The 25,227-nt window shown below is 53.7% G+C and carries 20 protein-coding genes; 10 read left to right on the forward strand and 10 right to left on the reverse strand.

The annotated features are described in order from the left end of the window. The first annotated feature begins 110 nt into the window (after positions 1–110). The 5 genes from obgE to dnaN all read left to right on the forward strand — a co-directional run bounded on the left by obgE (position 111) and on the right by dnaN (position 7,803). Positions 111–1,121 carry a GTPase ObgE gene (obgE, locus tag RHJ80_RS10800; protein WP_310800970.1) on the forward strand — a complete coding sequence of 337 codons (1,011 nt, stop codon included), beginning with the start codon at positions 111–113 and terminating at the stop codon, positions 1,119–1,121. Between the two features lie 38 nt (positions 1,122–1,159). After that, complete coding sequence (locus RHJ80_RS10805) at positions 1,160–3,688, forward strand: CHAT domain-containing protein (protein ID WP_310800971.1); 2,529 nt, start codon at positions 1,160–1,162, stop codon at positions 3,686–3,688. A 2-nt stretch (positions 3,689–3,690) separates the two neighbouring features. Beyond that, on the forward strand, positions 3,691–4,962 hold the full coding sequence (locus RHJ80_RS10810) for a HAMP domain-containing sensor histidine kinase (RefSeq protein WP_315863379.1): 1,272 nt from the start codon (positions 3,691–3,693) through the stop codon (positions 4,960–4,962). 66 nt (positions 4,963–5,028) lie between these two features. Beyond that, entirely contained in the window at positions 5,029–6,597 is a 1,569-nt protein-coding gene (gene murJ / locus RHJ80_RS10815; protein ID WP_206200170.1) for a murein biosynthesis integral membrane protein MurJ, read from the forward strand. A gap of 96 nt (positions 6,598–6,693) precedes the next feature. After that, positions 6,694–7,803, forward strand: coding sequence for a DNA polymerase III subunit beta (gene dnaN, locus RHJ80_RS10820; RefSeq protein WP_310800972.1), 1,110 nt, complete (start codon positions 6,694–6,696; stop codon positions 7,801–7,803). Here dnaN and RHJ80_RS10825 read toward each other — a convergent pair. Further along, a complete protein-coding gene (locus tag RHJ80_RS10825) occupies positions 7,800–8,432 on the reverse strand; it encodes a CPP1-like family protein (RefSeq protein WP_149819363.1) in 633 nt (210 codons plus the stop codon). The genes dnaN and RHJ80_RS10825 overlap by 4 nt on opposite strands. 618 nt (positions 8,433–9,050) lie before the next feature. Here RHJ80_RS10825 and bchL point away from each other — a divergent pair. From bchL to RHJ80_RS10840, 3 genes are read left to right on the forward strand one after another with little or no spacing between them, the layout of a single operon-like run. Continuing rightward, entirely contained in the window at positions 9,051–9,896 is an 846-nt protein-coding gene (bchL, locus tag RHJ80_RS10830; protein ID WP_149819367.1) for a ferredoxin:protochlorophyllide reductase (ATP-dependent) iron-sulfur ATP-binding protein, read from the forward strand. Between the two features lie 44 nt (positions 9,897–9,940). Continuing rightward, complete coding sequence (locus RHJ80_RS10835) at positions 9,941–10,321, forward strand: DUF5331 domain-containing protein (protein WP_206200172.1); 381 nt, start codon at positions 9,941–9,943, stop codon at positions 10,319–10,321. 33 nt (positions 10,322–10,354) lie between these two features. After that, on the forward strand, positions 10,355–11,737 hold the full coding sequence (locus RHJ80_RS10840) for a ferredoxin:protochlorophyllide reductase (ATP-dependent) subunit N (protein WP_310800973.1): 1,383 nt from the start codon (positions 10,355–10,357) through the stop codon (positions 11,735–11,737). Positions 11,738–11,790: 53 nt separating this feature from the next. Here the strand turns inward: RHJ80_RS10840 and RHJ80_RS10845 are convergent, their stop codons facing one another. From RHJ80_RS10845 to RHJ80_RS10875, 7 genes are all read right to left on the reverse strand, one after another. Continuing rightward, on the reverse strand, positions 11,791–14,085 hold the full coding sequence (locus tag RHJ80_RS10845) for an AMIN domain-containing protein (RefSeq protein WP_310800974.1): 2,295 nt from the start codon (positions 14,083–14,085) through the stop codon (positions 11,791–11,793). Positions 14,086–14,179: 94 nt separating this feature from the next. Then, the gene (locus tag RHJ80_RS10850; RefSeq protein WP_310800975.1) at positions 14,180–14,902 is read right to left on the reverse strand and encodes a pilus assembly protein PilO; all 723 of its coding nucleotides are present in this window, start codon (positions 14,900–14,902) and stop codon (positions 14,180–14,182) included. After that, a complete protein-coding gene (locus RHJ80_RS10855; RefSeq protein WP_310800976.1) occupies positions 14,899–15,600 on the reverse strand; it encodes a PilN domain-containing protein in 702 nt (233 codons plus the stop codon). The genes RHJ80_RS10850 and RHJ80_RS10855 overlap by 4 nt, the downstream gene beginning before the upstream one ends. Before the next feature lie 11 nt (positions 15,601–15,611). Further along, complete coding sequence (gene pilM, locus RHJ80_RS10860) at positions 15,612–16,691, reverse strand: type IV pilus biogenesis protein PilM (protein ID WP_225901572.1); 1,080 nt, start codon at positions 16,689–16,691, stop codon at positions 15,612–15,614. A gap of 273 nt (positions 16,692–16,964) precedes the next feature. After that, positions 16,965–17,546, reverse strand: a complete 582-nt coding sequence (locus RHJ80_RS10865; protein ID WP_310800977.1) for a L,D-transpeptidase — start codon at positions 17,544–17,546, stop codon at positions 16,965–16,967. A 29-nt stretch (positions 17,547–17,575) separates the two neighbouring features. Further along, the gene (locus tag RHJ80_RS10870) at positions 17,576–18,007 is read right to left on the reverse strand and encodes a hypothetical protein (protein ID WP_310800978.1); all 432 of its coding nucleotides are present in this window, start codon (positions 18,005–18,007) and stop codon (positions 17,576–17,578) included. A gap of 170 nt (positions 18,008–18,177) precedes the next feature. Beyond that, on the reverse strand, positions 18,178–19,407 hold the full coding sequence (locus RHJ80_RS10875) for an acetate kinase (RefSeq protein WP_310744549.1): 1,230 nt from the start codon (positions 19,405–19,407) through the stop codon (positions 18,178–18,180). A gap of 122 nt (positions 19,408–19,529) precedes the next feature. Between RHJ80_RS10875 and RHJ80_RS10880 the strand changes: the two genes are divergently transcribed. Next, entirely contained in the window at positions 19,530–21,227 is a 1,698-nt protein-coding gene (locus tag RHJ80_RS10880) for a phospholipase D-like domain-containing protein (RefSeq protein WP_310800979.1), read from the forward strand. 27 nt (positions 21,228–21,254) lie between these two features. Here RHJ80_RS10880 and RHJ80_RS10885 read toward each other — a convergent pair whose 3' ends face one another. Both RHJ80_RS10885 and RHJ80_RS10890 read right to left on the reverse strand, forming a co-directional pair. After that, a complete protein-coding gene (locus RHJ80_RS10885) occupies positions 21,255–21,767 on the reverse strand; it encodes an adenine phosphoribosyltransferase (protein ID WP_310800980.1) in 513 nt (170 codons plus the stop codon). A 49-nt stretch (positions 21,768–21,816) separates the two neighbouring features. After that, positions 21,817–23,121: an NCS2 family permease gene (locus tag RHJ80_RS10890; RefSeq protein ID WP_310800981.1), complete on the reverse strand. Its 1,305-nt coding sequence runs from the start codon at positions 23,119–23,121 to the stop codon at positions 21,817–21,819. A 395-nt stretch (positions 23,122–23,516) separates the two neighbouring features. On the opposite strand from RHJ80_RS10890, the gene RHJ80_RS10895 reads away from it, so the two are divergent. Next, complete coding sequence (locus RHJ80_RS10895) at positions 23,517–25,226, forward strand: hypothetical protein (RefSeq protein ID WP_310800982.1); 1,710 nt, start codon at positions 23,517–23,519, stop codon at positions 25,224–25,226. Position 25,227: the final 1 nt, after the last annotated feature.

A 25,227-nucleotide genomic window follows, 5' to 3' on the forward strand; every position in this document is an offset into this window, starting at 1 on the left:
CGGAGTTTCACCCTTTGGAGCCGGTGTCATCCCTGTAAAAAGAACTGTCAACAAGGTGGCAGGATACAATACTCAGATACCCAACCTATACGCAACCGATTGCGGCCAAAATGCAATTTATTGACCTTGCCGAAATTCATGTCAAAGCTGGAAAGGGGGGCGACGGCATTATTGCCTTTCGCCGTGAAAAATACGTGCCTGCGGGAGGCCCCTCAGGGGGGAATGGTGGCAATGGTGGGTCAGTCATTCTCAAAGCGGTACCCCACTTACAAACGCTGCTGGACTTTCGCTATGCCCATGTCTTCAAAGCGGACAATGGCCAACGGGGCGGGCCGAATAACCGTACGGGTGCCTGTGGTGCAGATTTAGTGATTGAAGTGCCCTGTGGCACCATGGTTTGGGATGCCGAAACCGAGGAATTGCTGGGAGACCTCACCACCCCCGGTCAAACGCTGCTGGTGGCTAAGGGGGGCAAAGGGGGTTTAGGGAATAAGCACTTCCTGAGTAATCATCAACGGGCACCAGACTATGCCCTACCGGGGCTAGAGGGGGAAGAACGGCATCTCCGGCTAGAACTCAAACTACTGGCGGAAGTGGGCATTATTGGCCTGCCCAATGCCGGTAAATCCACCCTAATTTCGGTGTTGTCGGCAGCGCGACCGAAAATTGCCGATTATCCCTTTACAACCTTGGTGCCCAATTTAGGTGTGGTGCGCCAACCCAATGGTGATGGAACCGTGTTTGCTGATATTCCCGGTCTCATTGCCGGTGCCCATGCGGGGTTGGGGTTGGGGCATGAGTTTCTCCGCCATATTGAGCGTACCCGTCTGCTGCTGCACTTGATTGATGCCACGGCTGAGGATGTGGTGGCTGCTTACCAAACCATTCGCGATGAGCTAGTGGCTTATGGTCACGGCTTGGGCGATCGCCCGCAAATTATTGCCCTCAACAAAATTGATGCCCTAGAACCTTCCCAAATTGCTGCAGTTCAAGACACCCTTACTGCCTATACCGGTCAACGGGTTTTTGCCATCTCTGCGGTGGCGCGTCAGGGGTTAGAGCCTCTCTTAGATGCCATTTGGCGGGAACTGGGGGTGAGCGTTTCCCATCAGTATTCTTGATTGTGACGGGTGCTGTTGAGGAACCACCGAGGAAAAAAATGAACACCAGAAGAGGCCTTGTCCGGGGCGCGATCGCCCTTGGAAGTAGTCTGATTCTTGGTCTGTGTTCGCCAACTCTAGCCCAGCCATCCCCCCAGCAATTTCAGGAACTCGCCAATCAAATTGATCAACTGCGGGAACAAGGTAATATGCAGGCTGCTATTCCCCTAGCAGAGCGCTTTGTGACCTTAGTGGAAAATACACTGGGCAGCAACCATCCCCTTTTGGCAGCCAGTCTCAACGAATTGGCAAAGCTCCATGTTGAGCAGGGAAATTATGCAGCAGCCCTCCCCCTCTATCAGCGGGCATTGACTATCTACGAGCGTGCTGGCGGGTCAGATCAACCAGAGGTGTCTGCAACACTCAATAACTTGGCCAATCTTTACCGTGCCCAAGGGAACTATGATACTGCGTTGCCAGTGTTTCAGCGGGCATTGGCGATCGCCACCAAAAACCTAGGGTCAAATCATCCCGAAGTGGCGGTGATGCTGAATAATATGGGTGTCGTCTACACCCAGCAAAAAAACTATGCCCAAGCCCATCGGCACTATCAGCAAGCCTTAACAATTTTTGAGCGCACCTTAGGCAAAAAGAATGCCTATGTGGCAACTGTTCTCAATAACCTAGCCGACCTCTATCGCGCCCAAAAAAAATACGCTGCTGCCTTGCCGCTGTACCAACGTGCCCTGCAAATTCGTGAACAAACCTTGAGTGCAGGCCATCCTGACATCGCTAACAGCTTGAATAATTTGGCAACCCTCTACTTCGATCAGGGCAACCATGGGGCAGCGCTTTCCCTCTATCAACGGGCGCTGGCGATCGCCCAATCCCGCCTTGGGGAAAGCCATCCCCATACCGCTGCTGCGCTAGGAAACCTTGCTGCGGTCTATTGGCAACAGGGAGATTTGAGGCAGGCCCTTGCCCTACTGAACAATGTTCAAGAAATCGAAGAAAAGAACCTCACTCAAAATCTGGTCGTTGGCGCCGAGGATTACAAGCGTAGGTATCTGGCTACCTTTGAAGACACGACGAATGCCATTCTCACGCTGCACCTGCAGAGCCTGCCCCAAGATCCTGAGGCCACTGCCTTGGCTCTGACAACACTTTTGCGCCGCAAAGGGCGACTACTGGATTTTCTCAGCCAAAATCAGGCGCGGCTCCAACAGGAACTGTCTGCTGCAGACCAATCAAAGCTGCAGCAATTGATAACCCTGCGAACCACCCTTGCAAGGATGGCCTTTGCGGCAGCAGAACCCGTTGCTGCTTCCCAACTGCAGCAACTGCAGGCGCAGGCCGATGCCCTAGAGTCGGAGTTGAGTCTGCGCAGTCCTGCCTTTCGCGAACTCACTGAACCAGTGACAATTGCTGCTGTGCAACGGGCCATTCCTGCCAATGGGGTGCTAATTGAGTTTGTGCGCTATCGCCCCTATGACTTTAGCAAGCGGCAGTTTAGTGAGCCGCGCTATGGGGTCTATGTGTTGCCGGCTAGCGGCTCACCCAAAGGCAAAGACATTGGTTCTGCAGCCGAAATTGATGCCCAAATACGCCAGATCCGTTTGCGGTTGGCTGACCCCCGTTTGCCCAAATCCGAAGTTCAACGGGCAGCTCAGACTTTGGCAGCGCAGTTAATCACACCCATTCTGCCATGGATTGGGGCGGCCAGCCATTTGCTCATTGCCCCCGATGGTGAGCTCAACACCATTCCCTTTCAGGCGCTTGTGGATGCCCAAGGGCGCTACTTGGTGGAATCCTATCTCATTACCTTGCTCACCTCAGGACGAGAACTGTTGCGTTTGCAATCCGAATCAGAGTCTACCGCTGTGCCTTTGATTGTGGCTGACCCCAGTTTTGATCATTCCTTTGGCAATGCCGTCGCTTCCCCGCCGCTGCGCTCCCTTGACTTGCGGGGGTTGGCCTTTGCTCCTTTGCCGGGGACAGCCCAAGAAGCCCAAGCCCTCAGGGCACTCCTACCCCAAGCACGGCTATTGGTTCAAGGGGCGGCCACCGAAGCAGCGGTTAAGGCGGCGAAGTCCCCAAAAATTCTCCACTTGGCTACCCATGGCTTCTTTCTAGCCCCATCAGGAAACAGGGATATTCTGGAAAACCCCCTCTTGCGATCTGGGTTGGCCTTAGCGGGATTTAACCAACGCCAGAGTGGTTCAGATGTGGATGATGGTGTCCTTACTGCTTTGGAAGTGACCGGCATGAACCTCAGCGGCACAGAATTAGTGGTGTTATCGGCCTGTGATACGGGACGGGGGGAGGTGGTCAACGGTGAAGGGGTCTATGGTCTGCGCCGCGCCTTTACCATAGCCGGGGCGCGATCGCAGGTGAGTACCCTATGGAAAGTGGATGATCAAGTAACCCGCGATATGATGGTGGCCTTTTACCAAAATCTGCGCCGAGGCATGGGGCGCACAGAAGCCCTGCGGCAAGTCCAGCTTCAGCGACTCAAGGATGAATCCCCCTACTATTGGGCGGCGTTTGTTTCCAGTGGTGATTGGTCTCCCTTAGTATTGCCCCGATGACGATGGTTCGTGCCATTCAATACCGCCTTGCCCTGTGGTATGTGGGGGTAACGGCACTCCTGCTCCTCATCTTTGCCACGGGGTTCTTTTTCTATGTGCGGGGAACGCTGATCGAGCGCATTGATGACACCCTCAGCCACGTTGTTGAGGTGGTGAGTCGTTCCCTGATTATTGACACGGGCACGGCGGAAGCCATTGATTGGCAAACCAGTTTAGGCAGTAGTCCCCTTGCGGCACTGGAGGAGGATCACATTGACCTAGAGGGGTTTACTCCGGATCAGCAGTTGGCTTGGAGCACGTTTTCAGAACCCCTTGATCTGCCCTTGCATCTGAATCGGACAGCAGAAACGGTGCAGGTGGGGGAGGATCGCTGGCTACGGCAGATGACGGTGGCCTTAGTGGTGGGCGATCGCCTACTGGGCTATTTGCGGGTCAGCCATCCTTGGTTCGAGGTGACCCAACCGAGTCAAGCCCTACTCTGGGATCTCTTGGTTGGTATGACCATCACGCTGACACTGGTGAGTATTAGTGGCTGGTTTTTGTCACGGCTGGCGATCGCCCCCCTGCAGCAGTCCTATGCTTATTTGAAGCAATTTACCGCTGATGCTTCCCATGAATTGCGCAACCCCGTGGCCCTCATTCAAACCAATGTCCAGGTTGCCTTAGCCACTGCGGATCCAGAAACCCAACGCCAACAACTCCTAGTCATTGAACGCCTTAGTCGCCGCCTCAGTCGCTTAGTGGATGATTTGCTCTTTCTAACTCGTCAAGATAGCGGCATGATTCCCCTGCAGGCCCAGCCCTGTCACCTTGATGCCCTGCTTTTGGGGGTGATTGAGGAGCAAACGCCCTTGATTGAGCAAAAACACCTCCAACTGGCGTTGGAGCTTGCGGATCCCCAGACCTCAGAGACAGAGGCCTATCGTCTGTGGGGCAACCCCGATCACCTGAGTCGCTTGTTAACGAATATCCTCAGTAATGCCGTGCAATATACCCCTGCCGGTGGTCAGATTCAAGTGAGGTTGGATCAGCAGGGCAAATTCTACCGCCTGGTGATTGCCGATAATGGACCGGGGATTCCCGCCAGTGAACTGCCCCGCCTGTTTGATCGCTTTTATCGCCTTCAGGGCACAAAGTCCGAAGGGACGGGTTTAGGGCTGGCGATCGCCCAATCCATTGTCAAAGCCCACCGCGGTCAGATTCAGGTGACTAGCGAAGTCGGTCAAGGCACCTGCTTTACGATTCTGCTGCCAGCGGAAATAAAAGAGATCTAGATCACTGGTACGATCATCGCCAGAGTTATCCCCAAATCCGCCAGTTTTATTAGGATTGCCACCACTGTGGAAAAGAAATCGCGTTCGCTTGCCCATGTTGCCACCATTGTTGCCGTTGCAACGCTGTTGAGTAAAGTCGCGGGACTGGTTCGCCAGCAGGCGATCGCCGCCGAATTTGGTGTTGGCGCCGCAGTGGATGCCTACAGTTATGCCTATGTGATTCCGGGGTTTCTCTTTGTGCTCTTGGGGGGGATCAATGGCCCGTTCCACAGTTCGATCATCAGTGTGGTTCTCAAGCAACCGCCCGAAAAAGCCGCGCCCCTCGTGGAAACCATTACCACCGTTGTGGGTGCCCTATTACTGGTGCTGACCGCCATTTTGATGGTGCTGGCTGACCCCTTAATTCAACTCATTGCCCCCGGTGCCAGTCCAGAGATTCAAGCTTTAGCCGCAGAGCAGTTTCGGATTATGGCACCCTTGGCCGTGCTCTCGGGTTTGATTGGCATTGGCTTTGGTACCCTCAATGCTGCCGATCAGTACTGGTTGCCCTCGATGAGTCCCTTGCTGTCTAGTTTGGCAGTGATTATTGGCATTTGGTTCTTTGCCGATCAATTTGGCCCAGCAGTGCTCGCTTGGGGAACCCTAGCGGGAGGGGTACTGCAATGGCTTGTACAAATTCCTGCCCAATGGCAAGCCGGCATGGGTACATTGCGATTACGTTTTGATCTCAATCGTCCTGAGGTGCGGGAGTTAATTCAACTCATGGGGCCTGCTACCCTATCCTCGGGAATGCTCTTGATCAGCGTCTATATCAGTCTCTTCTTTGCCTCCCAGTTGCCTGTGGGGGCTGCGTCGGCCTTGAGTTACTCCCAACTCCTCTTTCTAACGCCCTTAGGGATTCTCTCCAATGTGATCCTTGTGCCCTATATGCCCATTTTTTCAAAGTTGGCACAACCAGAACATTGGCCGGATCTCAAGGAACGCATTCGCCAGAGTTTGGTACTCACTGCCTTGAGTATGATGCCCCTCGGTGGCATGATGGCAGCTTTGGCATTGCCGGCAGTGCGGGTGGTCTATGAGCGGCGTGCCTTTGATTTTCAGGCCTCCCAACTGGTGGCGGCGCTACTATTGGTTTATGCCATTGGTATGTTTTTCTACCTTGCCCGCGATGTCATTGTGCGGGTCTTTTATGCCCTAGAGGATGGCCGCACACCCCTCTACATCACCCTCTGGGGATTGGGATTTAATGCCCTGTTTTGCTTTTTCTTTACCCAAGCCTTTGGTGCTGTTGGGTTGGCAATGGCCACGGTTGGGGTGAATACCGTATCGTTTATTGCCCTGACTTGGATTTTGCACCGTCGTTTGGGGGGGCTACCTTGGGGGGAGCTAATTGTGCCGTTGGTGGGAATTGCCCTAGCCAGTGTGCTCAGTGGTGGGGCAGGTTGGGGTGCCCTCAAAGGACTGGAATTGCTCTGGGGGCGGGAAGGCTTGGGGGTGCAACTGTTGCAGTTGGCGATCGCCGGCAGTGTCAGCCTGATTGTTTTTGCAGCGGCTATCTCGCCCCTAAATCTACCGGAGCTAGAGTTTTTCCTGAGCAAAGTACGGCGGTTTTTGCCCAAGCGATACCAGTCATAGATTGCATAGTATGCTAGTAGATCGGCCAATAACGAGCCGCGTTTTTTCTTCTCTCCGTTGCCTCTCATCCCATCTGCCTCTGCCGTGGAGTACACCATGAAAGTTGTTTGTTCACAATCAGTTCTCAGTAGTAAGCTCGCCCCCCTGAGTCGCGTTGCCCCGAGCAATCCGTCGCACCCGATTTTGGCGAATATTCTCCTGCAAGCTGAAGGTGGCCGCCTCGGACTCTCCGTCTTTGATCTCAGTTTGGGGATGCAAATCTGGCTGGATGCAGAGGTCAAGGTGCCGGGGGCAATTACTGTTTCTGCTAAGCTCTTTAGTGAGATGGTGGCGCGGATGCCCAATCGCGATATTGAGATTACGGCGGAAGATACGCGGGTGATCCTCGACTATGGCAGCGGTTTCTTTGAGATTCAGGGGATGAGTGCCGAGGAATTTCCTGCTCTGCCCACGTTAGAGGATGTGACACCTGCAACCTTGACCGCAGAGGCATTGCGGCGGGGACTTCAGGGGAGTTTGTTTGCGGCGAGCACTGATGAAACCAAGCAAATTCTCACCGGGTTGCATGTGACCTTTGAGGTCGATCGCCTTGAGTTTGCAGCAACCGATGGTCACCGCCTCGCCGTTACGCTGACTGAACAGCCTGTGCCGGAAGCCCTCTCGCCGATTACAATTCCGGCAAAATCCCTCAAGGATCTAGAGCGGCTGATGGCAAAACAAGACGGGGATGTAGCGCTGCGCTGTGACCCGACTCAAGTGGTGTTTGATATTGGCAACGATGCTCGCATTACCAGCCGTCTGTTGGAGGGGCAGTATCCCAATTACCGCCAACTCATTCCCAAAACCTTTGCGCGCCAAGTCACGGTGGAGCGATCGACCCTAGCAGATGCCCTAGAACGGGTGGCAATTCTTGCGGCTCAAAAGAATAACGTCGTCAAAATCAACATTGATGCCGAGGCTCAAGAACTCAAACTCTCGGCTGAGGCGCCGCAATTGGGCAGTGGCGAAGAGAATGTACCGGCTCAGATTTCTGGGGAGTCGATGGAGGTGGCCTTCAATGTCAAATATCTTCTCGAAGGACTGAAGGTGATGAATAGTTCAGAGGTGCAACTGCAACTCAACGGCGAAACCCAGCCTGCGATCCTCCTCCCCCTTGGGGAAGCCCAGATGAAATACTTGGTGATGCCGATTCAAATTCGCAGTTAGCGCAGGAAATTGCTGGTGAGCCAAAAGGTGACGAAAACGCCAATGCCCACCAGTTGATCCACATTGAGGAAGACCCCCGGCAGACCAAGCTGGTAAATGCCCACGGCGATCACTGCGCCCAATATCAAGGCAAGGAGGGTGATCAAAAAGGCACGGCCAAGGCGTTGTTCCTTGCGTTGCAGCCACACGAGGTTAAAGCCAACCCCCAGTGACAGCACCAATGCCAAGGTATCGGGATTGGCCTGAGACAGCCCGATCGCCATCAGAACGGCATAGACCGTTGAGGTAATGGCAATGCCCCGCAGGTTGGGGGTGTCCAACTGTTGCTGCCACCACTGAAGGGCGGGATGATTCGCAATGCGATTGGGCTTAGCTGGCGCCGGTTCATTGAGTTGCTCAGCATAGCGAATGCGCTCAGGCACTTTGATTTTGCCCTCTTGGCGTTGCCGCAGCCGATCCATCAAAATGGCATCGTAGGCTGCTTCAATTTCGGTACGCTGCCGTTCATCCCCCGGATGAGCCGCTAATAGCGCATCCCGTGCTTCCTTGATTTGCTCGAAAGAAGCGTCTTCCGGCACTTGCAGCTTTTCGTAGGGGTTGTCACTCATGGCAAATTGATCTTTGTTCATTGGCCATTCTTACGGGCGGTATCAACAGCGGACTGAAGGCTACCCTACAGCTTAACGATGCCGCACCTTTCCAAGGAGCTAATTTTGCTCGTTCAGAGAGATGGCAGAGAAAAACGCTGTAGCACAATCGCCTTCCCTCAAATTCTAACCACTTCCTAGGGAAAACGAGAGAAAGTAGCGCTCAAAGGGATACAACCGCCTAAATTGTAACAAATCATTTACTTTCGAGATTTTTAATAATTCTTTACAACGATGCGGGCGATCGCCCCCTAGGAGAAACGTTTCTTTTTTCAAATGTTTTTTGGCGCGATCGCTGGGCAGGTCAATTTTAGCCTTGGGTGCAATCGGTCAGGGAATGACTTGGCGGGGGGAGTTTTTGTATTTTTGTTTAATTTAACTAAAAAACTAACAGCAAAAAATTTAAAGATAACTTCTCAAAGAACCGCCAGTTTCCTGAGAGACTTCCAAAACTTGAAAAAGCGTTTGCTCATCCTCAAATCAGCTGAAATTTTATTACAAAAAGATTATTTTTCTAACCACTGCCGCTTCTAGCGATCGCTGGCCGAGAATAGCAGTTAGGTCATCGTGTCGCTCCATTACTTAGGAGGCAAGGTCAACGTGAAACTCGCAGTGTACGGTAAAGGCGGAATTGGCAAATCCACCACCAGTTGCAACATCTCAGTGGCGCTGGCGCGGCGGGGCAAGAAAGTCCTGCAAATTGGCTGTGACCCCAAACACGACAGCACATTTACCCTGACAGGCTTTCTGATTCCCACCATCATTGACACGCTCCAAGCCAAGGACTACCACTACGAGGATGTCTGGCCAGAGGATGTGATCTACAAAGGCTATGGCGGTGTGGATTGCGTCGAAGCGGGTGGCCCCCCGGCTGGGGCAGGCTGTGGCGGCTATGTCGTCGGTGAAACGGTCAAGCTCCTCAAGGAACTCAATGCCTTCGATGAATACGATGTCATCCTCTTTGACGTTCTGGGGGATGTGGTCTGTGGTGGCTTTGCAGCCCCCCTTAACTATGCCGATTATTGCCTGATTGTCACCGATAATGGTTTTGATGCCCTCTTTGCGGCGAATCGCATTGCCGCCTCCGTCCGTGAAAAAGCGCGCACGCACCCCCTGCGCCTCGCGGGTCTCATTGGTAATCGCACCAGTAAGCGGGATCTCATTGAAAAATATGTGGAAGCCGTGCCCATGCCCATCCTTGAGGTGCTGCCGTTGATTGAGGATATTCGCGTGTCACGGGTCAAGGGCAAAACCCTCTTTGAGATGGCCGAAAGCGATCCCAGTCTCAACTATGTCTGTGACTACTACTTGAACATTGCCGATCAAATTTTGGCGCGGCCTGAGGGGGTGGTGCCCAAGGATGCCCCCGATCGCGACCTTTTTGCCCTGCTCTCCGACTTCTACTTGAATCCCCAAGGGTCAGAACGGTCACTCGCAGCGGTCTAAAACTCCCCTAGAATACTCCACGGATCCCCTTCGCTGGAGTGAGTATGAACCCTGAGCAATTACGGCAAAGCGCACGCAGTAAGTGGCTGGCCTACTACCAAGAAAACCGCCATTGGATTGTCCGCTTGGCGATTTGGAGTACCTATCGCGGTCAACGGCGCCCCTCCTCAAGTTTTATTTTGGGGGTGCTGACGGCTTTGGAACCGCGCTTACTGGATGCTCTACCCGTCATTGTCGAACTCAGCAACGATCCCGATCGCATTATTTCTGCCTTGGGCTTGAACTTCAACCCCGACGAAGAACTGACCAACGGCGATAACCCTGCTCAACTGCTCCCCGAACCTCGCTTACTACCCCCTAAGCCCTTTGTCAGTAATCGGGCTGAAGAACACGGTGAGGAGGCTGCTCAAAGTCATCAAACCTAGTTCCAATCGTTTCTAAATTTGGAGGCTCTCCCTATGACTGCGACTGCTCCCAATGCCCTCAACTTTGAGTGTGAAACGGGCAATTACCACACCTTTTGTCCCATCAGCTGTGTGGCTTGGCTGTACCAAAAAATTGAAGACAGTTTCTTTTTGGTCATTGGCACCAAGACCTGTGGCTACTTTTTGCAGAATGCGATGGGGGTGATGATTTTTGCGGAACCCCGCTATGCCATGGCGGAGCTAGAAGAGGGAGATATTTCGGCGCAACTCAATGATTATGAAGAGCTAAAGCGCCTCTGCCTCCAAATCAAGCGCGATCGCAACCCCAGTGTCATTGTCTGGATTGGCACCTGCACCACGGAAATTATCAAAATGGACTTGGAGGGACTGGCGCCCAAGCTCGAAGCCGAAATTGGCATTCCCATTGTTGTGGCTCGTGCCAATGGTCTGGACTATGCCTTTACCCAAGGGGAAGATACGGTGCTAGCAGCCATGGCCGCCCGTTGTCCCACGCCCACAGCGGTGAGCGATCCAGAGGAACGCAACCCCATCCAGCGCCTTCTCAACTTTGGCAAGAAAAAAGAGGATCTCCAAGCTGAATCCCACCAGTACCACGACCACCCACCCCTTATTCTCTTTGGCTCCCTGCCCGATCCCGTGGTGACCCAACTCACCTTGGAATTAAAAAAACAGGGCATCAAGGTGTCAGGATGGCTGCCTGCCAAACGCTATACCGAATTGCCAGTGATTGATGAGGGCTACTACGTTGCTGGTGTGAATCCCTTCCTCAGTCGTACCGCCACTACCTTGATTCGCCGCCGCAAATGTCAACTCATTACGGCCCCCTTTCCCATTGGCCCTGATGGTAGCCGCGCGTGGATCGAACAGATTTGTACCACTTTTGGGATTCAGCCCCAAGGCCTAGCGGAGCGCGAAGCCGAAACTTGGGAAAAACTGAGCGACTACCTTGAATTGGTGCGAGGCAAATCGGTCTTTTTCATGGGGGATAATCTCCTAGAGATCTCCCTAGCGCGGTTTTTGATTCGCTGTGGTATGCGGGTACTAGAAATTGGCATCCCCTACATGGATAAACGTTACCAAGCAGCTGAGCTAGAACTCTTGACGAAGACTTGTGGCGAGATGGGGCATCCCCTCCCCACCATTGTTGAAAAACCCGATAACTACAATCAACTTCAGCGGATTAAGGCGCTCCAGCCCGACCTTGTGATTACGGGTATGGCTCATGCCAATCCCCTCGAAGCCCGTGGCATCAGCACCAAGTGGTCTGTGGAATTCACCTTTGCCCAAATTCACGGCTTTGGCAATGCCCGTGACATTCTAGAACTCGTTACCCGTCCGCTGCGGCGCAATCAAGCCCTTGCAGGGTTAGGTTGGCAAAAAATGGTGACCCACTAAAAAATGAATCCCCTCTGAACAGACTCAGAGGGGGCAATCCCTACGCAGACGTGTTAGGGTTGCCGTGGAGGTTGGAGAATCTGGTTTTGCAGGTTAGGCGGCATACTCCCCGGTGTTGGCGAGTACTGATAGCCGAACCCCGCATTCTGGGTATCATCAACAATCTTCGGCGTCACCATCACCACCAGTTCATTGCGTTGACGCTGGTTAGCTTCCCGCCGGAACAACCGCCCCAACAGGGGAATGTCTCCTAGGATTGGAATCTTAGTCACCAACGAGCGATCTTGATCTTGGATGATGCCCGCCAGCATCAAGGTTTGGCCATCCCGCAAGCGAATCCGCCCCGACTCCATCCGCCGCTGTGAGATCAGTGTCCCCGTCGAGGGGTTAGTAACCCCCGGAAAGACGACTGCATAGGTGCCACTGGGAACACTCACTTCAGGCGAGAGTTGCAGCGTAATGAAGCCATTATCGTCAATTTGATCGACGGTGACATTAAAAATAACACCCACAGGTCGCAGGATTGGGCGAATCTGTTGAGTCGCGATCGCCCCGCCGCCGCCAGTGGCTTGTTGATCAGCAGTGGATTCAATGCCAGAGAAAATTTCTTGGGTCAAATTGACTTGCGCAGCACTCCCCTCCTGAATGACAAGGGTTGGATTCGTCAAAATTGTGGCGTTACCGGTTTGGATAGCCAACTGAAGCTGGCCAAAGAAGTTACTGAGGGCTTGTCCTACACCTAACCCCGGCACAGCAAACCCCGGTACCCCGACTCCAGGTAAAACAAACTGTTGCGGTGGTGCGGTTTGATCGTTGACGATATTACCAGCACCATCCACCGTCACAGTCCGCTCTGGCCCCAGTAAGAATCGCTGCGGCGGGAAGGCGACGGGGGGTTGAATCACCTGACCACCGGGTACGCCACCGGGGAGTGTCCCCCGTTGCAGGGTTAGCCCTGTAGCATCAAAAATTGCCCCAAAGAGGGAGGAACCAAAGTTGGTGACTAGGTCAGCGTTGGCGGTACGACCCCGCAACAGGTTCACATCAATAAACTTGACATTAACCATCACCTGCCGCTTACGGATGTCAAATTGCTGAATCAATTGCGTAGCAATTTCTACCTTGCGGGGGGTGCCAATCAATGTAATAGTGTTGGTGCGGGGGTCACCCACCACCTCTAGTCCCCGCAGGAGTGAGCTTCGACAAATTTGATCATCAACGCCCCTCGCTGCTTCTGGTACTTGCAGCTGCTCACAGCCGGTTGGCGCCTGAGATGGACCAGTATCTGGCAAGTTTGCACCATACATTTCCAAAAGCTGCACTGCCCCTAGTTGCAGGTCACCCTCACGGGTACTGGTTGTACGGTTGAGAGCGGTTTGGGCGGTTGTTGCAGCTTGGGCACCCCTAGTTCCGCCCCCGATGGTGCCGCCGGTTGCGGCAAGGGAGCTAATTTCCCGTGTCGTTGAACCCGCCCCAAAGACCCGCATCTGATTAAGGCGGATGGTGCGCACGATGCGGTTCTGGGCATCGGGGGGTAAGGCTTGACCCACAAAGATAGTGCGGCCTTGGCGATTGGCTTTGAGATTGGTAACCCGCAGCACATAGTTGAATACGTCTTGAACGGATTCATTCTCGATATCGAGGGAGATGGTGACGCCGCCCGCTTCGCCATTGCCTTCCGGAAAGACAACGTTCATATTGGCGGCACGAGCCAGTAGGGAAAGAACCTCCCGTACTGGAGCCTCCCGCAGCAGTAGGCGGGGAATCCGTTCATTGGTGCCCAGTTGAATCACGTCGGGGTCAGCATTGACTGGGCTAATCAGTATATCGCCAACAGGCGGTGGCACTGGGCGCGGTAGAAAAGGCGGCACCGCACTAGGGCCGGGGGGCATGGCCATGGGTTGACCACTGGGGGCAACCTGAGGGCCCGCGGGGCTTTGAGCCGTAATGAAGTTAATTTGCAGGCCATCGCGTCCTTCGCGGATGACTTCACCAATGGGAGCAGCACTAATGCCATTCACGGTGACGCGGATGGTTTTGGCGTCCAGTTGCACCACCTCGACGGAGGAGATACCGGGGGCGGGGTTGTCTTGGCGGAAGGCACCCCCTTGGGGCAGGCGCAGTTGGCTATTGGGAATATCTGCGATGGAGGCATTGCCGCGATTGACGGTGAAAACTGCTGGCCGTAGATTCCCCTGCACGTTGAAGAGGAGTTGAATGCCGTTGGGCGCTGTTACCAGACGAACTCCCGTGATTTCCGTTGCTGTGGCCCAAGTGGGGGTTTGACTGGCAGCAACAAGGGCGGTTGTGGCCACCCCTAAGCCGAGACGATGTAAAAGCTGACTCACGATGCTTGACTCCTCACGAATGCCACCAAATGTATGAAAAGAGAATGCAACTCACTCCCAAGACACTCTACGCTGCTTTTTAGCTTGCCATGCGCTATTGCTGCTGTTGTTGTTGCGGTTGTCCTTGCTGCTCACCTCCTTGGGGTGGGGGGGCCAAAGCGGCAATTTCCTCAGGGGTTAGGGGTACATAGGCCATGAGCTTAAATGTGGTAATCACTTCGCCGGGCTTATCAGCAACGAGTTCCATCGTCAGGTTGTTAATCACGAGGAAGTTCTGCTGCTGGTCAATTTTTTGCATGATCTGCAAAATGCTGGGAAATGGCCCTTGAATCGTAACGTTGGTTACCTGTTGTTTTAGTTTGGCATTTAATTCGGGGCCAAGGGAGCCATCTTGGACAATTCCTGAAGCTGCACTATCGGGTTCAAATGTGGTCAGTTGGGCGCCGCTGGTCAAGATCAGGCGGTTAATGTCAAGGAGGAGGGTGTCTAGGGCTTCCTGTGTCGCAAAGAGCGATCGCACGTCACGATTTTGCCGCTTGGCACGCTCTAGCCCCGCTACCACATCATTGAGTTGCTTCAGGATCACTTCCCGCTGGGAGAGGTCATTTTCCTGCTGGGCAATTTCCTCCTGTAACTTGGCCGCTTCCTCCAGTTTGGGGGCAATGAGAAGACTCCCCAAGTAAACCGCTGCTCCCAAACCTACCAAGGCAATAAGGACACCACTGACGACGGGTGTCAGGGTAATGCCAAAGACCGTCGGATAATTGGGTGCGGGTTCCTCAATCGGCGGGCCGCCAAAATCGCCAGTTAGGGTCATTCCTGTACCACTCCTTTTTCTTTGAGAAATTGAATGCGCGCCACCAGTCCTTCAACCCCATTGGCAGCCAGTTCATTGAGAAGTTCCGAGGCTGGCACGCTGGCGATCGCCGTCTTGATATTGAAGGAAACCCTTGCGGTTGTCTCTTCCTCACCCTGTTGATTTGCCCGTTCCGCCTTCACCAACTGAGTGGCCTTGCCATCAAAGAAGGGAGAGCGATTTTGCAAGAGCAAAAGAAAGTCACTGACTGCATCAAAGGAGACGGCTGTGCCTTCAATCGTTAGCTCTTGGCCTGTTTGTCCGCCTTGGGTAATCCGTCGAATTTGTACTTCCCCTGGCGTTTGAGTTGCCATATTGCGCATCACCGCCGACCAAGGTTTGACCTGATTAAACACCGTGGCTAGGGCTTTGGTTTCTGCGGCAATCTGTTCCTGCTCTTTTTTAATTTCATCCATGCGTTGCAGGTCTGGAGAAATGGCTGCGAGGCGATCCTGAATGCTTTTTTGTTTAATCGTCAGTTGTTGCAGCCAGAGGTTGGCACCCACCGAGCCGAGGAGAGCTAGCCCCACAAAGAAGAGGGCAGCGACACCACCGATAATAATCGGCACATTACTCATTCCTGCCGCTGCGGTTGTGGTAGCAGCCATGCCCCCCACTTCGGGACGTTCTTTAAGGAGGTTAATCTCAATTGAGTACATCGGGGATGCTCCTAAGCGCCACGCAGACCAAGACCAATCACCGTGCCGAGGGCAGGGCGTTTTTCGAGGGGAATCTCTTCCGGGGTTTGCAGTCCCAGCAAACTAATGGGGTCAACCAAAGTGGTGGCATAGTTGAGCCGCTGACTAAAAAACTCATCCACTTGACCAATACTGGCACCGGGACCGGCAAGCAGCAACTGCGAGACCTCTAGACTTTCCCCTTGGTTGAGGTAAAAGTCAATGGAGCGGCGGATTTCGTCTGCTAGATCGGAGAGCACTCGCAAAATAGCGGCACCACTGGGGTTGAGTGCTCCGGTCACATCCATCGGCTCTAGGGGAACGGTCAGATTCTCAATCAGGTCAACGCCCATCGAAGGCGGCAAGTTCATGGCGCGGCTAATGGCTTCTTGCATCCGTTCTTTGCCAATGGGCACTTTGCGGTTGAACTGGGGAATGCCATCTTTGACGATGCTAATTTCTGTGCCCTCGTCGCCTATATCAATAATCGCTGCTGCTTCGCCCACAAACTGCTGTAGTGAATCCCGCAGGGTACGCATGAGGGCAAAATTGGTCACTTCAAGGGCGGTGAGTTGTAAACCGGCTTGGGTAAAGGCATTGATATAGGCATCGGTCACTTCGCGGGGCGTGCCCACGAGCAAAATTTCTACCCGCTCAATGCCATCTTCATCAAGGGAGGTTCCCAGCTTTTGATAGTCAACATCGGCCTCTTCACGGGGAAAGGGCAGGTACAGTGGGGCTTCCTGCATGAGAACCACTTCCCGCAATTCGTAGTCGGGTAATTCCGCAGGCAGGCGAATCAGGCGAATCACGGCTTCATTCATGGGAATGGCACTGATCACCTCTTTTTGTTTGATGCGCTTATCCTCAATCCCTTGACGGATGGCATCGGCGACGGCGGTGGTGTCAATGATGCGGCCTTCTTCAATGGCGCCTTCACTCAAGGGCACTGAGGCCATAGCGGTCATTTTCAGACCCTGCTTTTGCCGCTGAAGCTGTACGATATTGACCCGCTCTGGGGTGAGTTCAATCCCCAAGCCCTGCTTTGGTTTTGCAAATAGATTTCCCAGCACAATATCACCCACCAGTGAACGGTCAAGTTTGCATTAGCGAGATGGTGTGAAGAGTGAATTTCAGAACGAGGCCACACCCTAACCTGACAGGGTTATGGAAACACCTGTGTTGCTAAGGCGATCATAACCAATGTGCATCGGCTCTTTCCAATGCATTGGTATGGTTTGCAAAGTGGCTTTATGCAAAACTTGAGCGATCGCTCTTGGGGAAAGTCACCAGCGATCGCCAAATAATGATAAATGATGATATTAGTTTTTCTTGATTAAAATCAATTAAGGCCGAACAATCACTCGTGTGCCCACCTCAATTTTTTCAAAGAGGGCGCGAATATCATCGTTGCGCATCCGCACACAGCCATGGGAAACGGCTTGGCCAATCAAAGATTCATTCGTTGTGCCGTGGAAGCCAGCATAGTTGTTATTTCCCATGGGGGCAAAGACAATCAGGCGATCGCCCAAAGGGTTGCGACCCCCCGGCGGAACCAAAACCCCCGTAAAGGGATTACGCCATTGGGGATTGACGACTTTGTGCAGCACTCTGAAATTACCTTGGGGCGTTTCCCAGCCCGGCTTGCCCACGGCCACGGGATAGCTAGCTAATACTTGATCACCTTCATAGAGAAAGACGCGGCGCTCCCGCAAGCGCAAGACAATTTTGCGTTCCAAAGCGGGTAGAAACGGAGTTGCCTCACCAAGGGGGGGAAGTGCCAAGAGCGCTAAGGTGGTCGGCAAGTACGGCTCTGACTCAGAGGCACGGCTCACCTTCAATTCTTCAGCACCCACAGCAGCCATAGGCAGGGTGGCGATCGCCCCCAGTGCTAAACCAAAGGTTTTTCCTCTGACCCAGCCCAACATGAGAACAACTCCGATCTCTCTCAGGATGTTTAGAACAGAATTTGTGTTGGCGGTGCCGGCGGTGGTGCTGCGGGGGGAATGGCAGCCGGACGCGGAGCCGGTGCTGAGCCACCCACTTGAGGCACTCGAATGGGGGTTACCGCGACATACTCAGGGGCAGGCACGATGGCGGCACAGATGATTTTGGCGGTGGGCACACTGGCCTTTGGATCCAAAATCACTGCCACATCCAGACCTTCAACAATTTCCTTGCGGAAGGGGCGCTGACGGTGCTTGCGATCAAACACCACCACAATCTCTTCACCCCAAGGTTGCCGCAGGGTGACATTATCCCCATCAATGTTGGTGACAACGCCCCGCACAGCCTTCACCTGCTTGGCTTCGGCGGGAGAAAGTAAAACAGGGGTACAGGTTGCCATTGCGGCCAAGGCAACAAGAGCGGTACGACGCAGATTCAACACAGTTCAACTCCTGACGTTTTTTTTGTCTTTGGACGATTTAAAGATTGAATACTGAAAACTGAATACTGAGGAGTGAATAATTACCCGCATTCTACGTACGCCAACCTTGGGGCGTCAAGGCTAGAGCATAAATCTTGATGTTTTCTTATGTTTTCTTCAGCAAATTCAGCTTACAGAAGCTGTATGCAGGCGCGAGCGATCGCCCAATCCTCTTGGGTCTGAACCACGAGAACCCGTACGGGAGCAGTTGGCAGCGCAATGTCGCGATCGCCTTTACCCTCTTCGTTAGCTGCGCTATCTAACTCAATTCCCAACCAACCTAGCCCTCGGCAGACATCGCGGCGCACACCGGCGGCATTTTCACCAATTCCTGCTGTGAATACCAACGCATCGAGACCACCAAGAGCCGGCAGAAGGCTCGCAGTGCCCCGTTGCAGGGAGTAGATAAAACAGTCATAGGCCAACTGCGCTTGGGTATTTCCCTGATCAATGGCCGCCAAAACCTGTCGCAAGTCATTACTGACCCCAGAGACGCCCAATAGACCCGATTGGCGATTCACCAGACGATCGAGTTCTTCAACTGTCTTGCCCCGCCGCAGCAGATAGAGCAAAATCCCCGGATCAATGTCGCCACAGCGCGTCCCCATCATCACTCCCGCCGTGGGGGTAAAGCCCATTGTGGTTTCAACGGAAACGCCGCCCTTGACCGCCGTCAGGGAACAGCCATTGCCGAGGTGACAGGTAATTAGGCGCAACGCTGCTAAGGGACGCTGCAATAGGGTGGCCGCCCGTTCACTGACGTATTGATGGCTAATGCCGTGGAAGCCATAGCGTTGAATTCCCGCGGTGGTCAATTCATAGGGAATAGGGTAGGTGCGCGCCACTGCCGGCAATTGCCCATGGAAAGCGGTGTCAAACACAGCAACTTGGGGTGTTTGGGGACAAATGTCGGCCATTAATTCCATTCCCAGTAAGTTGGCTGGATTATGGAGCGGCGCATATTCACTAAATTCGGTAATTGCTGCTTTCACCTGCGCATCCACGCGCACCGCTGCTTGGTAACGGCTACCCCCATGAACCACGCGATGACCAATGATCGTAATCTCTGCAAGGCTTTCTAGGAGCGTTGTCGAGCCATTGGTGAGGGTGTCTAGGAGCGTTTTGAGCCAGTCCCGTAGGCCTGCAATTCCCCCCTCTGGATGGGTTAGGCTGGCTTCGTAGCGCTGGTCGGCAGTTGTGACCTTGAGCCGCGCCACCGTTGGGTCTTGTCCCCAATCGAGCAGGCCTTGCCAAAGGGGAGCGGGGGGTGTGGCAGCCATTGCCGCCATTTCAGGTGCTAACCGATACAAACAGGCTTTGAGGCTACTAGAGCCAGCATTTAACACCAGCACCGTGATCATGGCAGGCCTGCAAAAGCATCGCCTCTATCCTAGCCAAGCGCCCGTGGCAACCGATGCAGCGCAGAACACCTTGAGGCGAAAAAGATAGCCCTAGAATTGGGACAAGCATTGGGGAAGTCAGCGTGTTTTGGCAAAAGCTTAAATGGCGGCGACACGGTGTGTATCTGCTGTTGTTTCTATTGGGGCTGTTGATTGCGGCTGTGGTGCTCACTCAATTGCGATCGCACCCAATTCTCCGCCCTGCCCTAGACCCGCTGCCTCAACATCCGCAAATCGCGGTACACATGAATCACTCCCAAGCCCACAGTTATCAAGAACCCTATCGCCCCTATACCCGTGAAGGGGAAGACCTTGAGGCAATCATGATTGAGCAGATTGCCAAGGCACAAAAGACGATTGATGTGGCGGTGCAGGAGTTTCGCCTACCCAATCTGGCCAAGGCCCTAGTAGCACGGCAGCAGGCGGGAGTGCGGGTACGAGTGGTGATGGAAAATACCTACACTGCGCCTTGGGCAACCTACAGCCCTGCGCAAGTGAGCGCCATGGATCCGAGAATGCGGGAGCGCTACAACGACTGGAAAGCCCTCGTGGATACCAATGGCGATGGCCAACTCAGTGCAGCGGAACTCAGCGATCGCGATGTGCAGACGATTCTCAACGAGGCCAAGATTCCTTGGATTGATGACACTGCCGATGGCTCTAAAGGCAGTATGCTCATGCACCACAAGTTTATCGTTATTGATAATCGCCAAGTCATTGCCACTACTGCCAACTTTACCCTCAGTGATGTCCATGGCGACTTGGGACGACCCGATACCCGTGGCAATGCCAACTCCCTCTTGGTGATTGATAGCCCCGCCGTGGCACGCCTATTTACTGAGGAATTCAACATTATGTGGGGGGATGGTCCCGGTGGTCAGCCCAACAGTCGCTTTGGGGTCAAAAAGCCAGTGCGTCCCCCTCAACGGGTGGTGGTGGGCGATGCCATGGTCACGGTGCGCTTTTCACCAACCCCGCGATCGCAACCCTGGGCGGCCTCTACCAACGGCCTCATTGGTCAAACTCTGAATCGCAGTCGCCAAAAAATTGATATGGCGCTCTTTGTTTTCTCCGATCAGGAGTTGTCCTACGTGCTTGAGGAACGCCACAACCAAGGGGTGAAGATTCGCGCCCTCATTGACTCAGGATTTATCTACCGTGACTTTAGCGAAGCCCTCGATATGATGGGGGTGGCGATGGCCAATACTGCCCAAGCCCGTCAAGGCAACTGTTACTACGAAGCCGGCAACCGCCCGTGGCAAAAGCCCATTCAAACGGTGGGCACCCCCCTCCTACCAGAGGGCGATAAGCTGCACCACAAGTATGGCGTGGTTGACGATCGCACGGTGATTGTGGGTTCCCACAACTGGTCCGAGGCGGCCAACCGCGGCAATGATGAATTCTTGCTGGTCATCGAGCATCCTACGGTTGCAGCTCACTACGAACGGGAGTTTGAGCGCCTCTATAGCAATAGTCGTTTGGGTCTGCCGCAGCATATTCGCGATCGCATTCAGCAGCAGTTGACCGCCTGTGGTGGTAAGATTGCCACCCGACCTGCCCCCTCTTCAGGAAATCGTGCCAGCACGCCGACTACACGGGTGAACTTGAACACGGCCACCGCAGAGGAACTGCAAACCCTACCGGGCGTCGGCCCCAAACTGGCGGCTGAAATTATCCGTGCTCGCGAGCAAAAGCCCTTTCAATCCTTGGCCGATCTAGATGCTGTCCCCGGTGTCGGGCCGAAGCTCCTCGAACGCTTGCGCGATCGCGTGACGTGGTAACGCCCTAGTCAGTCACACTTAATAAACCTAATAAGTTACAAGGGTGGTAATCGGCACATCGGGCAACTTTTGTCGTCCCCCCAAGTCCGTCAGCTCGACGATAAAGGCAAAGCCATGGAGTTCAGCTTGCGCTTTTTGGATCAGACCCGCCGCTGCTGCCGCTGTGCCTCCAGTGGCAATCAAGTCATCAACAATGAGCACCCGCCGACCTGGCTCTACAGCATCTTGGTGCATCTCGAGGCGATCGCGCCCATACTCTAGCTCATACTCCACCGCATAGACCGGCGCACAGAGTTTACCCGGTTTGCGCAAAGGGATAAAGCCAGCCCCCAAGCGATAGGCCAAGGGAGCGCCAAAAATAAATCCCCGTGACTCGATGCCAGCCACATAGTGAATGCCCTCGTTGGCGTGTTTTTCCGCCAATTGATCAATGACGTAGCGCAGCCCCGCCTGATTTTGCAGCAGTGTTGTTAAATCCCGAAACAAAATGCCCGGCTTAGGGAAGTCTGGGACATCGCGAATCAGGGATTTGAGATCCATAGGTAGTGTGTTTCCAATCAGTTCAGAAGCATACTATCTTAGATCTTGTCTAACGCCAAAAGTAGTGGGCAATAAAGATAAGCGCCAATCCCCAGAGGGCAGGATGCACTTCCCGCCCTTTGCCTGCCGCCCATTTCACGATTGGATAGCTAATAAATCCCACTGCTAGCCCCTCACTGATGGAGTAGCTCAAGGGCATTACCAACACCACTAAAAAAGCAGGAATCGCTTCCGTGAGATCAGACCAGGGAATGTCTGGGAGCGATCGCGCCATAAAGACACCGACAAGCACTAGCGCTGGTGCCGTGGCAAAACTGGGAATCGCGGTTGTGATCGGCAAAAAAAACAGTGAGAGCAAAAACAATCCGCCAACCATTAAAGCCGTCAGTCCTGTCCGGCCGCCCACGGCAATTCCGGCTGCCGATTCAATATAGGTGGTCACGGTGGAAGTGCCAAAGAGGGCGCCAACAATTGTCCCCACCGCATCTGCCATAAAGGCTCCCAAAGCGCGGGGGAAATGTCCCTGCTGATTGAGAAACCCCGCCTGTACCCCCACCGCCGAAAGAGTGCCTACGGTGTCAAACATATCGGTAAAAAGCAGTACCAAGGTGACCAAGAGAAAAGACCCCAACTGCTGCGGTTGCAATTGTCCAAAACCCGCCAAGGCTTGACCAAAGAGATGGGACGGCCATTGCGGCCATTGGATCAAGCCCGTCGGCCAAGAGGCAGCCCCCACTAGCCATGCAGCTAAGGCGGTGATCATCACCCCCCAAAAAATCGCCCCCCGCACCCCCTTAGCACAAAGAAAGGCTGTCAAAAGAATCCCAAGGGCAGCGAGGATGGGTGGCCATGTGTCAAAGGTGGTGAGTTTTGTTTTCGTAGCGGCATCAGCGATGATAATTCCCGCATTGCTAAGGCCAATGTAGGCGATAAATAGTCCCACCCCGGCAGCGATCGCCACCTTCAAGGACATGGGAATCATATTTACAATCAGCGATCGCACCCCCGTCAAGGTGAGCAGCACAAAAACAATGCCCTCTAAGAGGACAGCACTCAACGCCAATGGCCAAGGCAGCCCCATTTGCCCCACCACCGCAAAAGCAAAAAAGGCATTGATGCCCATGCCGGGGGCCAACGCAATCGGGTAATTTGCCCAAGTCCCCATCAGCATGCTACCCACTGCCGCAGACACGGCGGTTGCAATCACCAACTCCGCCTGCAAATCTTGTGGTTGCTCGCGAAAAATGGCATTGGAAAGAATTTGTGCATTGACGGGCAAGATGTAGGCCATCGTTAGAAATGTTGTCAGTGCCGCCAGTGCCTCGGTAGGGAGTGAGGTGTGTGCTTGCTGCAAATTACACCAATCCCTAAAGCGTGAGTACCCATGTCTCCTCAAGAGGTTGCTCCTTTGTGCGAGAGTTATTCAAGTTTATTTACGCTTTTATTTACGCTGAAGCCCAGTATGAGTGAATTTGATAAGGCTTGGACTTGTCCCTAACAGAGAGATTCGCCACTTCATATACTGGAGTACTCTTGAAATGGAGCCTTTTGGGGAAAGGTATAATTAGGGAGCAGGACATGGATGTGAGCGAGATTACATCACCTCTCTCAAGTTTGCGGTTAAATTATATCAACTGTGTATAAAAGCCAAAAGTTGAGGGCATATTCAACTCAGCATCAGCAGCAACGAAGTTCTCGTAGTCAAGATATATTGATAGAGCAAAGGTTGGGGCAATAGAGGACAGGCCAATGATGAAAAAACTGGTGCGCTCACTGAAACGTCGCTATCCCCGTCCGGGGTATCGGCGGCGGCAGCGGGGGTTTACTCTGCCTTTGGTCTTGGGCATGGGACTGATCATGATCGTGGTTGCCCTAACCCTGCTCTCGCGATCGCAACTGGATGTGACCACTGCCAGCCTGCAAAAACAAACCCAGCAGGCCTTTGCGGTGGCTGAAGGCGGTATGGCTCGTACCCTTGGCTTACTCAATGGCAACTACCAGATTCTGCTGCGCCGCACCTATAACCCCGCTAACAATACGAACTTTAATCCTGCCCGCCCCTACCTGATCAGTCGCGCAGCGGATGCAACAAAAGTGGGTCAGCCCAATACCACGGGTTTGAATGTTCCTGCTGTAAATGAATGGACAGCGGCGAGCCTTGATTCTGATGCGCCCCCCTGCTTTACCCTCGATAACCTAAGTACGATTGTCCTCAACGGCACAATTGGCACCCCTGTGCAGGGCAATTACCGTATTCTCTCCTATCTCTACGATGCGCCAACGCAAACAGGACACCTGTTGATCGAAGGTCGCTTGCCCAATAACTCGCCGGCGAATGCCTTCATCTTGCAAAAGATGGTGATTACGGATCGCAGCGTGCCCTCCAACTTCCCTGGCCTGCTGGCACAAAGCATTAACCTCGGCAACAATGATGTCTTTGGCACTGTCAACGGCAACGTGATCTGCACCAATCCTGCCAACTGTGTGGTTCCCCAAGCCCAGTGCCGAAATGGCCAGCCGACCCAACAGGGACTGCGCAGTGCCATCGGAGCGCTCAATAACGCGATTATTGAGGGGACGATCGCCATCAACAAGATTAACCTACCGCCTTTTCCTGAAGCACCCAATGCGGTGGGTGATAGTGTTCCCCTGACTACGCTACCCAGTTGGTTGCCATCCAGTCAAATTACCGACTTTCAGCAAGCCCTGCAAGCGGCAGGCGGCTACAGTGAAGGTGCCTACGCCAACTTTCCGATTCCAGGACAAGGCCGAAATCCTCCCCAAGACTCACAGGACATTACAGGTAGAACAACTGACCAAAACTTTCCCCGTCCGGGCGATCGCCCCTACGTTGACCCTGACCCCAACATTCCCTTCTTTATCCCTGATCCCCTACGCCCCGGGGAGCGAATTGTCAACCCAGAGAAAGTCTATTACGCCTATCGCATTCGCAACATTAACCTCAGTGGTAACGAGAGGGTGACATTTAATACGACGAACTATGCCATTCGCCTCTACGTCAGTGGCAACATCTCCCTCAGTGGTAATGCAGGGATTGACAACACCTGTAGCCCCAATAGTTCCACCTGCGGTACCGACGCTAATATGGGACTTCCCAGTGGTGTCGGCACGCCCGATCGCCTACGCATCTATGGCAATCCCCCAGACCCAACCAATGCGATACCTGACCAAGAATTCACCCTTAGCGGTGGCTCCACAGTAGGAAGTGTCTTTGTCTATGCGCCTGATGCGAAGGTAGGCATCAATGGCGGCAGTCGCGAGCCAGATATCTTCGGTGCAGTTTGGGCAAAAACGTGGAATGGTTCTAGCTCCAACAATGCTGAAATCAGGGTGCCCGATCGCCTACCGGAAGCCTTGGGAGGCAACTATGCCAATGCTTCAATTGTTGTGGCACGCACCACCGAAGCGAGCAACTGGAACCGCCTAGCCCAGTACTAAA

This window comes from Thermosynechococcus sp. QS41 (assembly GCF_031583515.1).
Lineage (GTDB): Bacteria > Cyanobacteriota > Cyanobacteriia > Thermosynechococcales > Thermosynechococcaceae > Thermosynechococcus.

Excerpts from the sequence above, each read along its gene's own strand:
- RHJ80_RS10850 (WP_310800975.1), bottom strand. The coding sequence starts at position 14,902 with ATGACCCTAACTGGCGATTTTGGCGGCCCGCCGATTGAGGAACCCGCA.
- dnaN (WP_310800972.1), top strand. The coding sequence starts at position 6,694 with ATGAAAGTTGTTTGTTCACAATCAGTTCTCAGTAGTAAGCTCGCCCCC.
- RHJ80_RS10835 (WP_206200172.1), top strand. The coding sequence starts at position 9,941 with ATGAACCCTGAGCAATTACGGCAAAGCGCACGCAGTAAGTGGCTGGCC.
- RHJ80_RS10895 (WP_310800982.1), top strand. The coding sequence starts at position 23,517 with ATGATGAAAAAACTGGTGCGCTCACTGAAACGTCGCTATCCCCGTCCG.
- RHJ80_RS10840 (WP_310800973.1), top strand. The coding sequence starts at position 10,355 with ATGACTGCGACTGCTCCCAATGCCCTCAACTTTGAGTGTGAAACGGGC.
- RHJ80_RS10810 (WP_315863379.1), top strand. The coding sequence starts at position 3,691 with ATGGTTCGTGCCATTCAATACCGCCTTGCCCTGTGGTATGTGGGGGTA.
- RHJ80_RS10885 (WP_310800980.1), bottom strand. The coding sequence starts at position 21,767 with ATGGATCTCAAATCCCTGATTCGCGATGTCCCAGACTTCCCTAAGCCG.
- RHJ80_RS10825 (WP_149819363.1), bottom strand. The coding sequence starts at position 8,432 with ATGAACAAAGATCAATTTGCCATGAGTGACAACCCCTACGAAAAGCTG.
- RHJ80_RS10805 (WP_310800971.1), top strand. The coding sequence starts at position 1,160 with ATGAACACCAGAAGAGGCCTTGTCCGGGGCGCGATCGCCCTTGGAAGT.
- RHJ80_RS10875 (WP_310744549.1), bottom strand. The coding sequence starts at position 19,407 with ATGATCACGGTGCTGGTGTTAAATGCTGGCTCTAGTAGCCTCAAAGCC.
- obgE (WP_310800970.1), top strand. The coding sequence starts at position 111 with ATGCAATTTATTGACCTTGCCGAAATTCATGTCAAAGCTGGAAAGGGG.
- RHJ80_RS10865 (WP_310800977.1), bottom strand. The coding sequence starts at position 17,546 with ATGTTGGGCTGGGTCAGAGGAAAAACCTTTGGTTTAGCACTGGGGGCG.
- RHJ80_RS10855 (WP_310800976.1), bottom strand. The coding sequence starts at position 15,600 with ATGTACTCAATTGAGATTAACCTCCTTAAAGAACGTCCCGAAGTGGGG.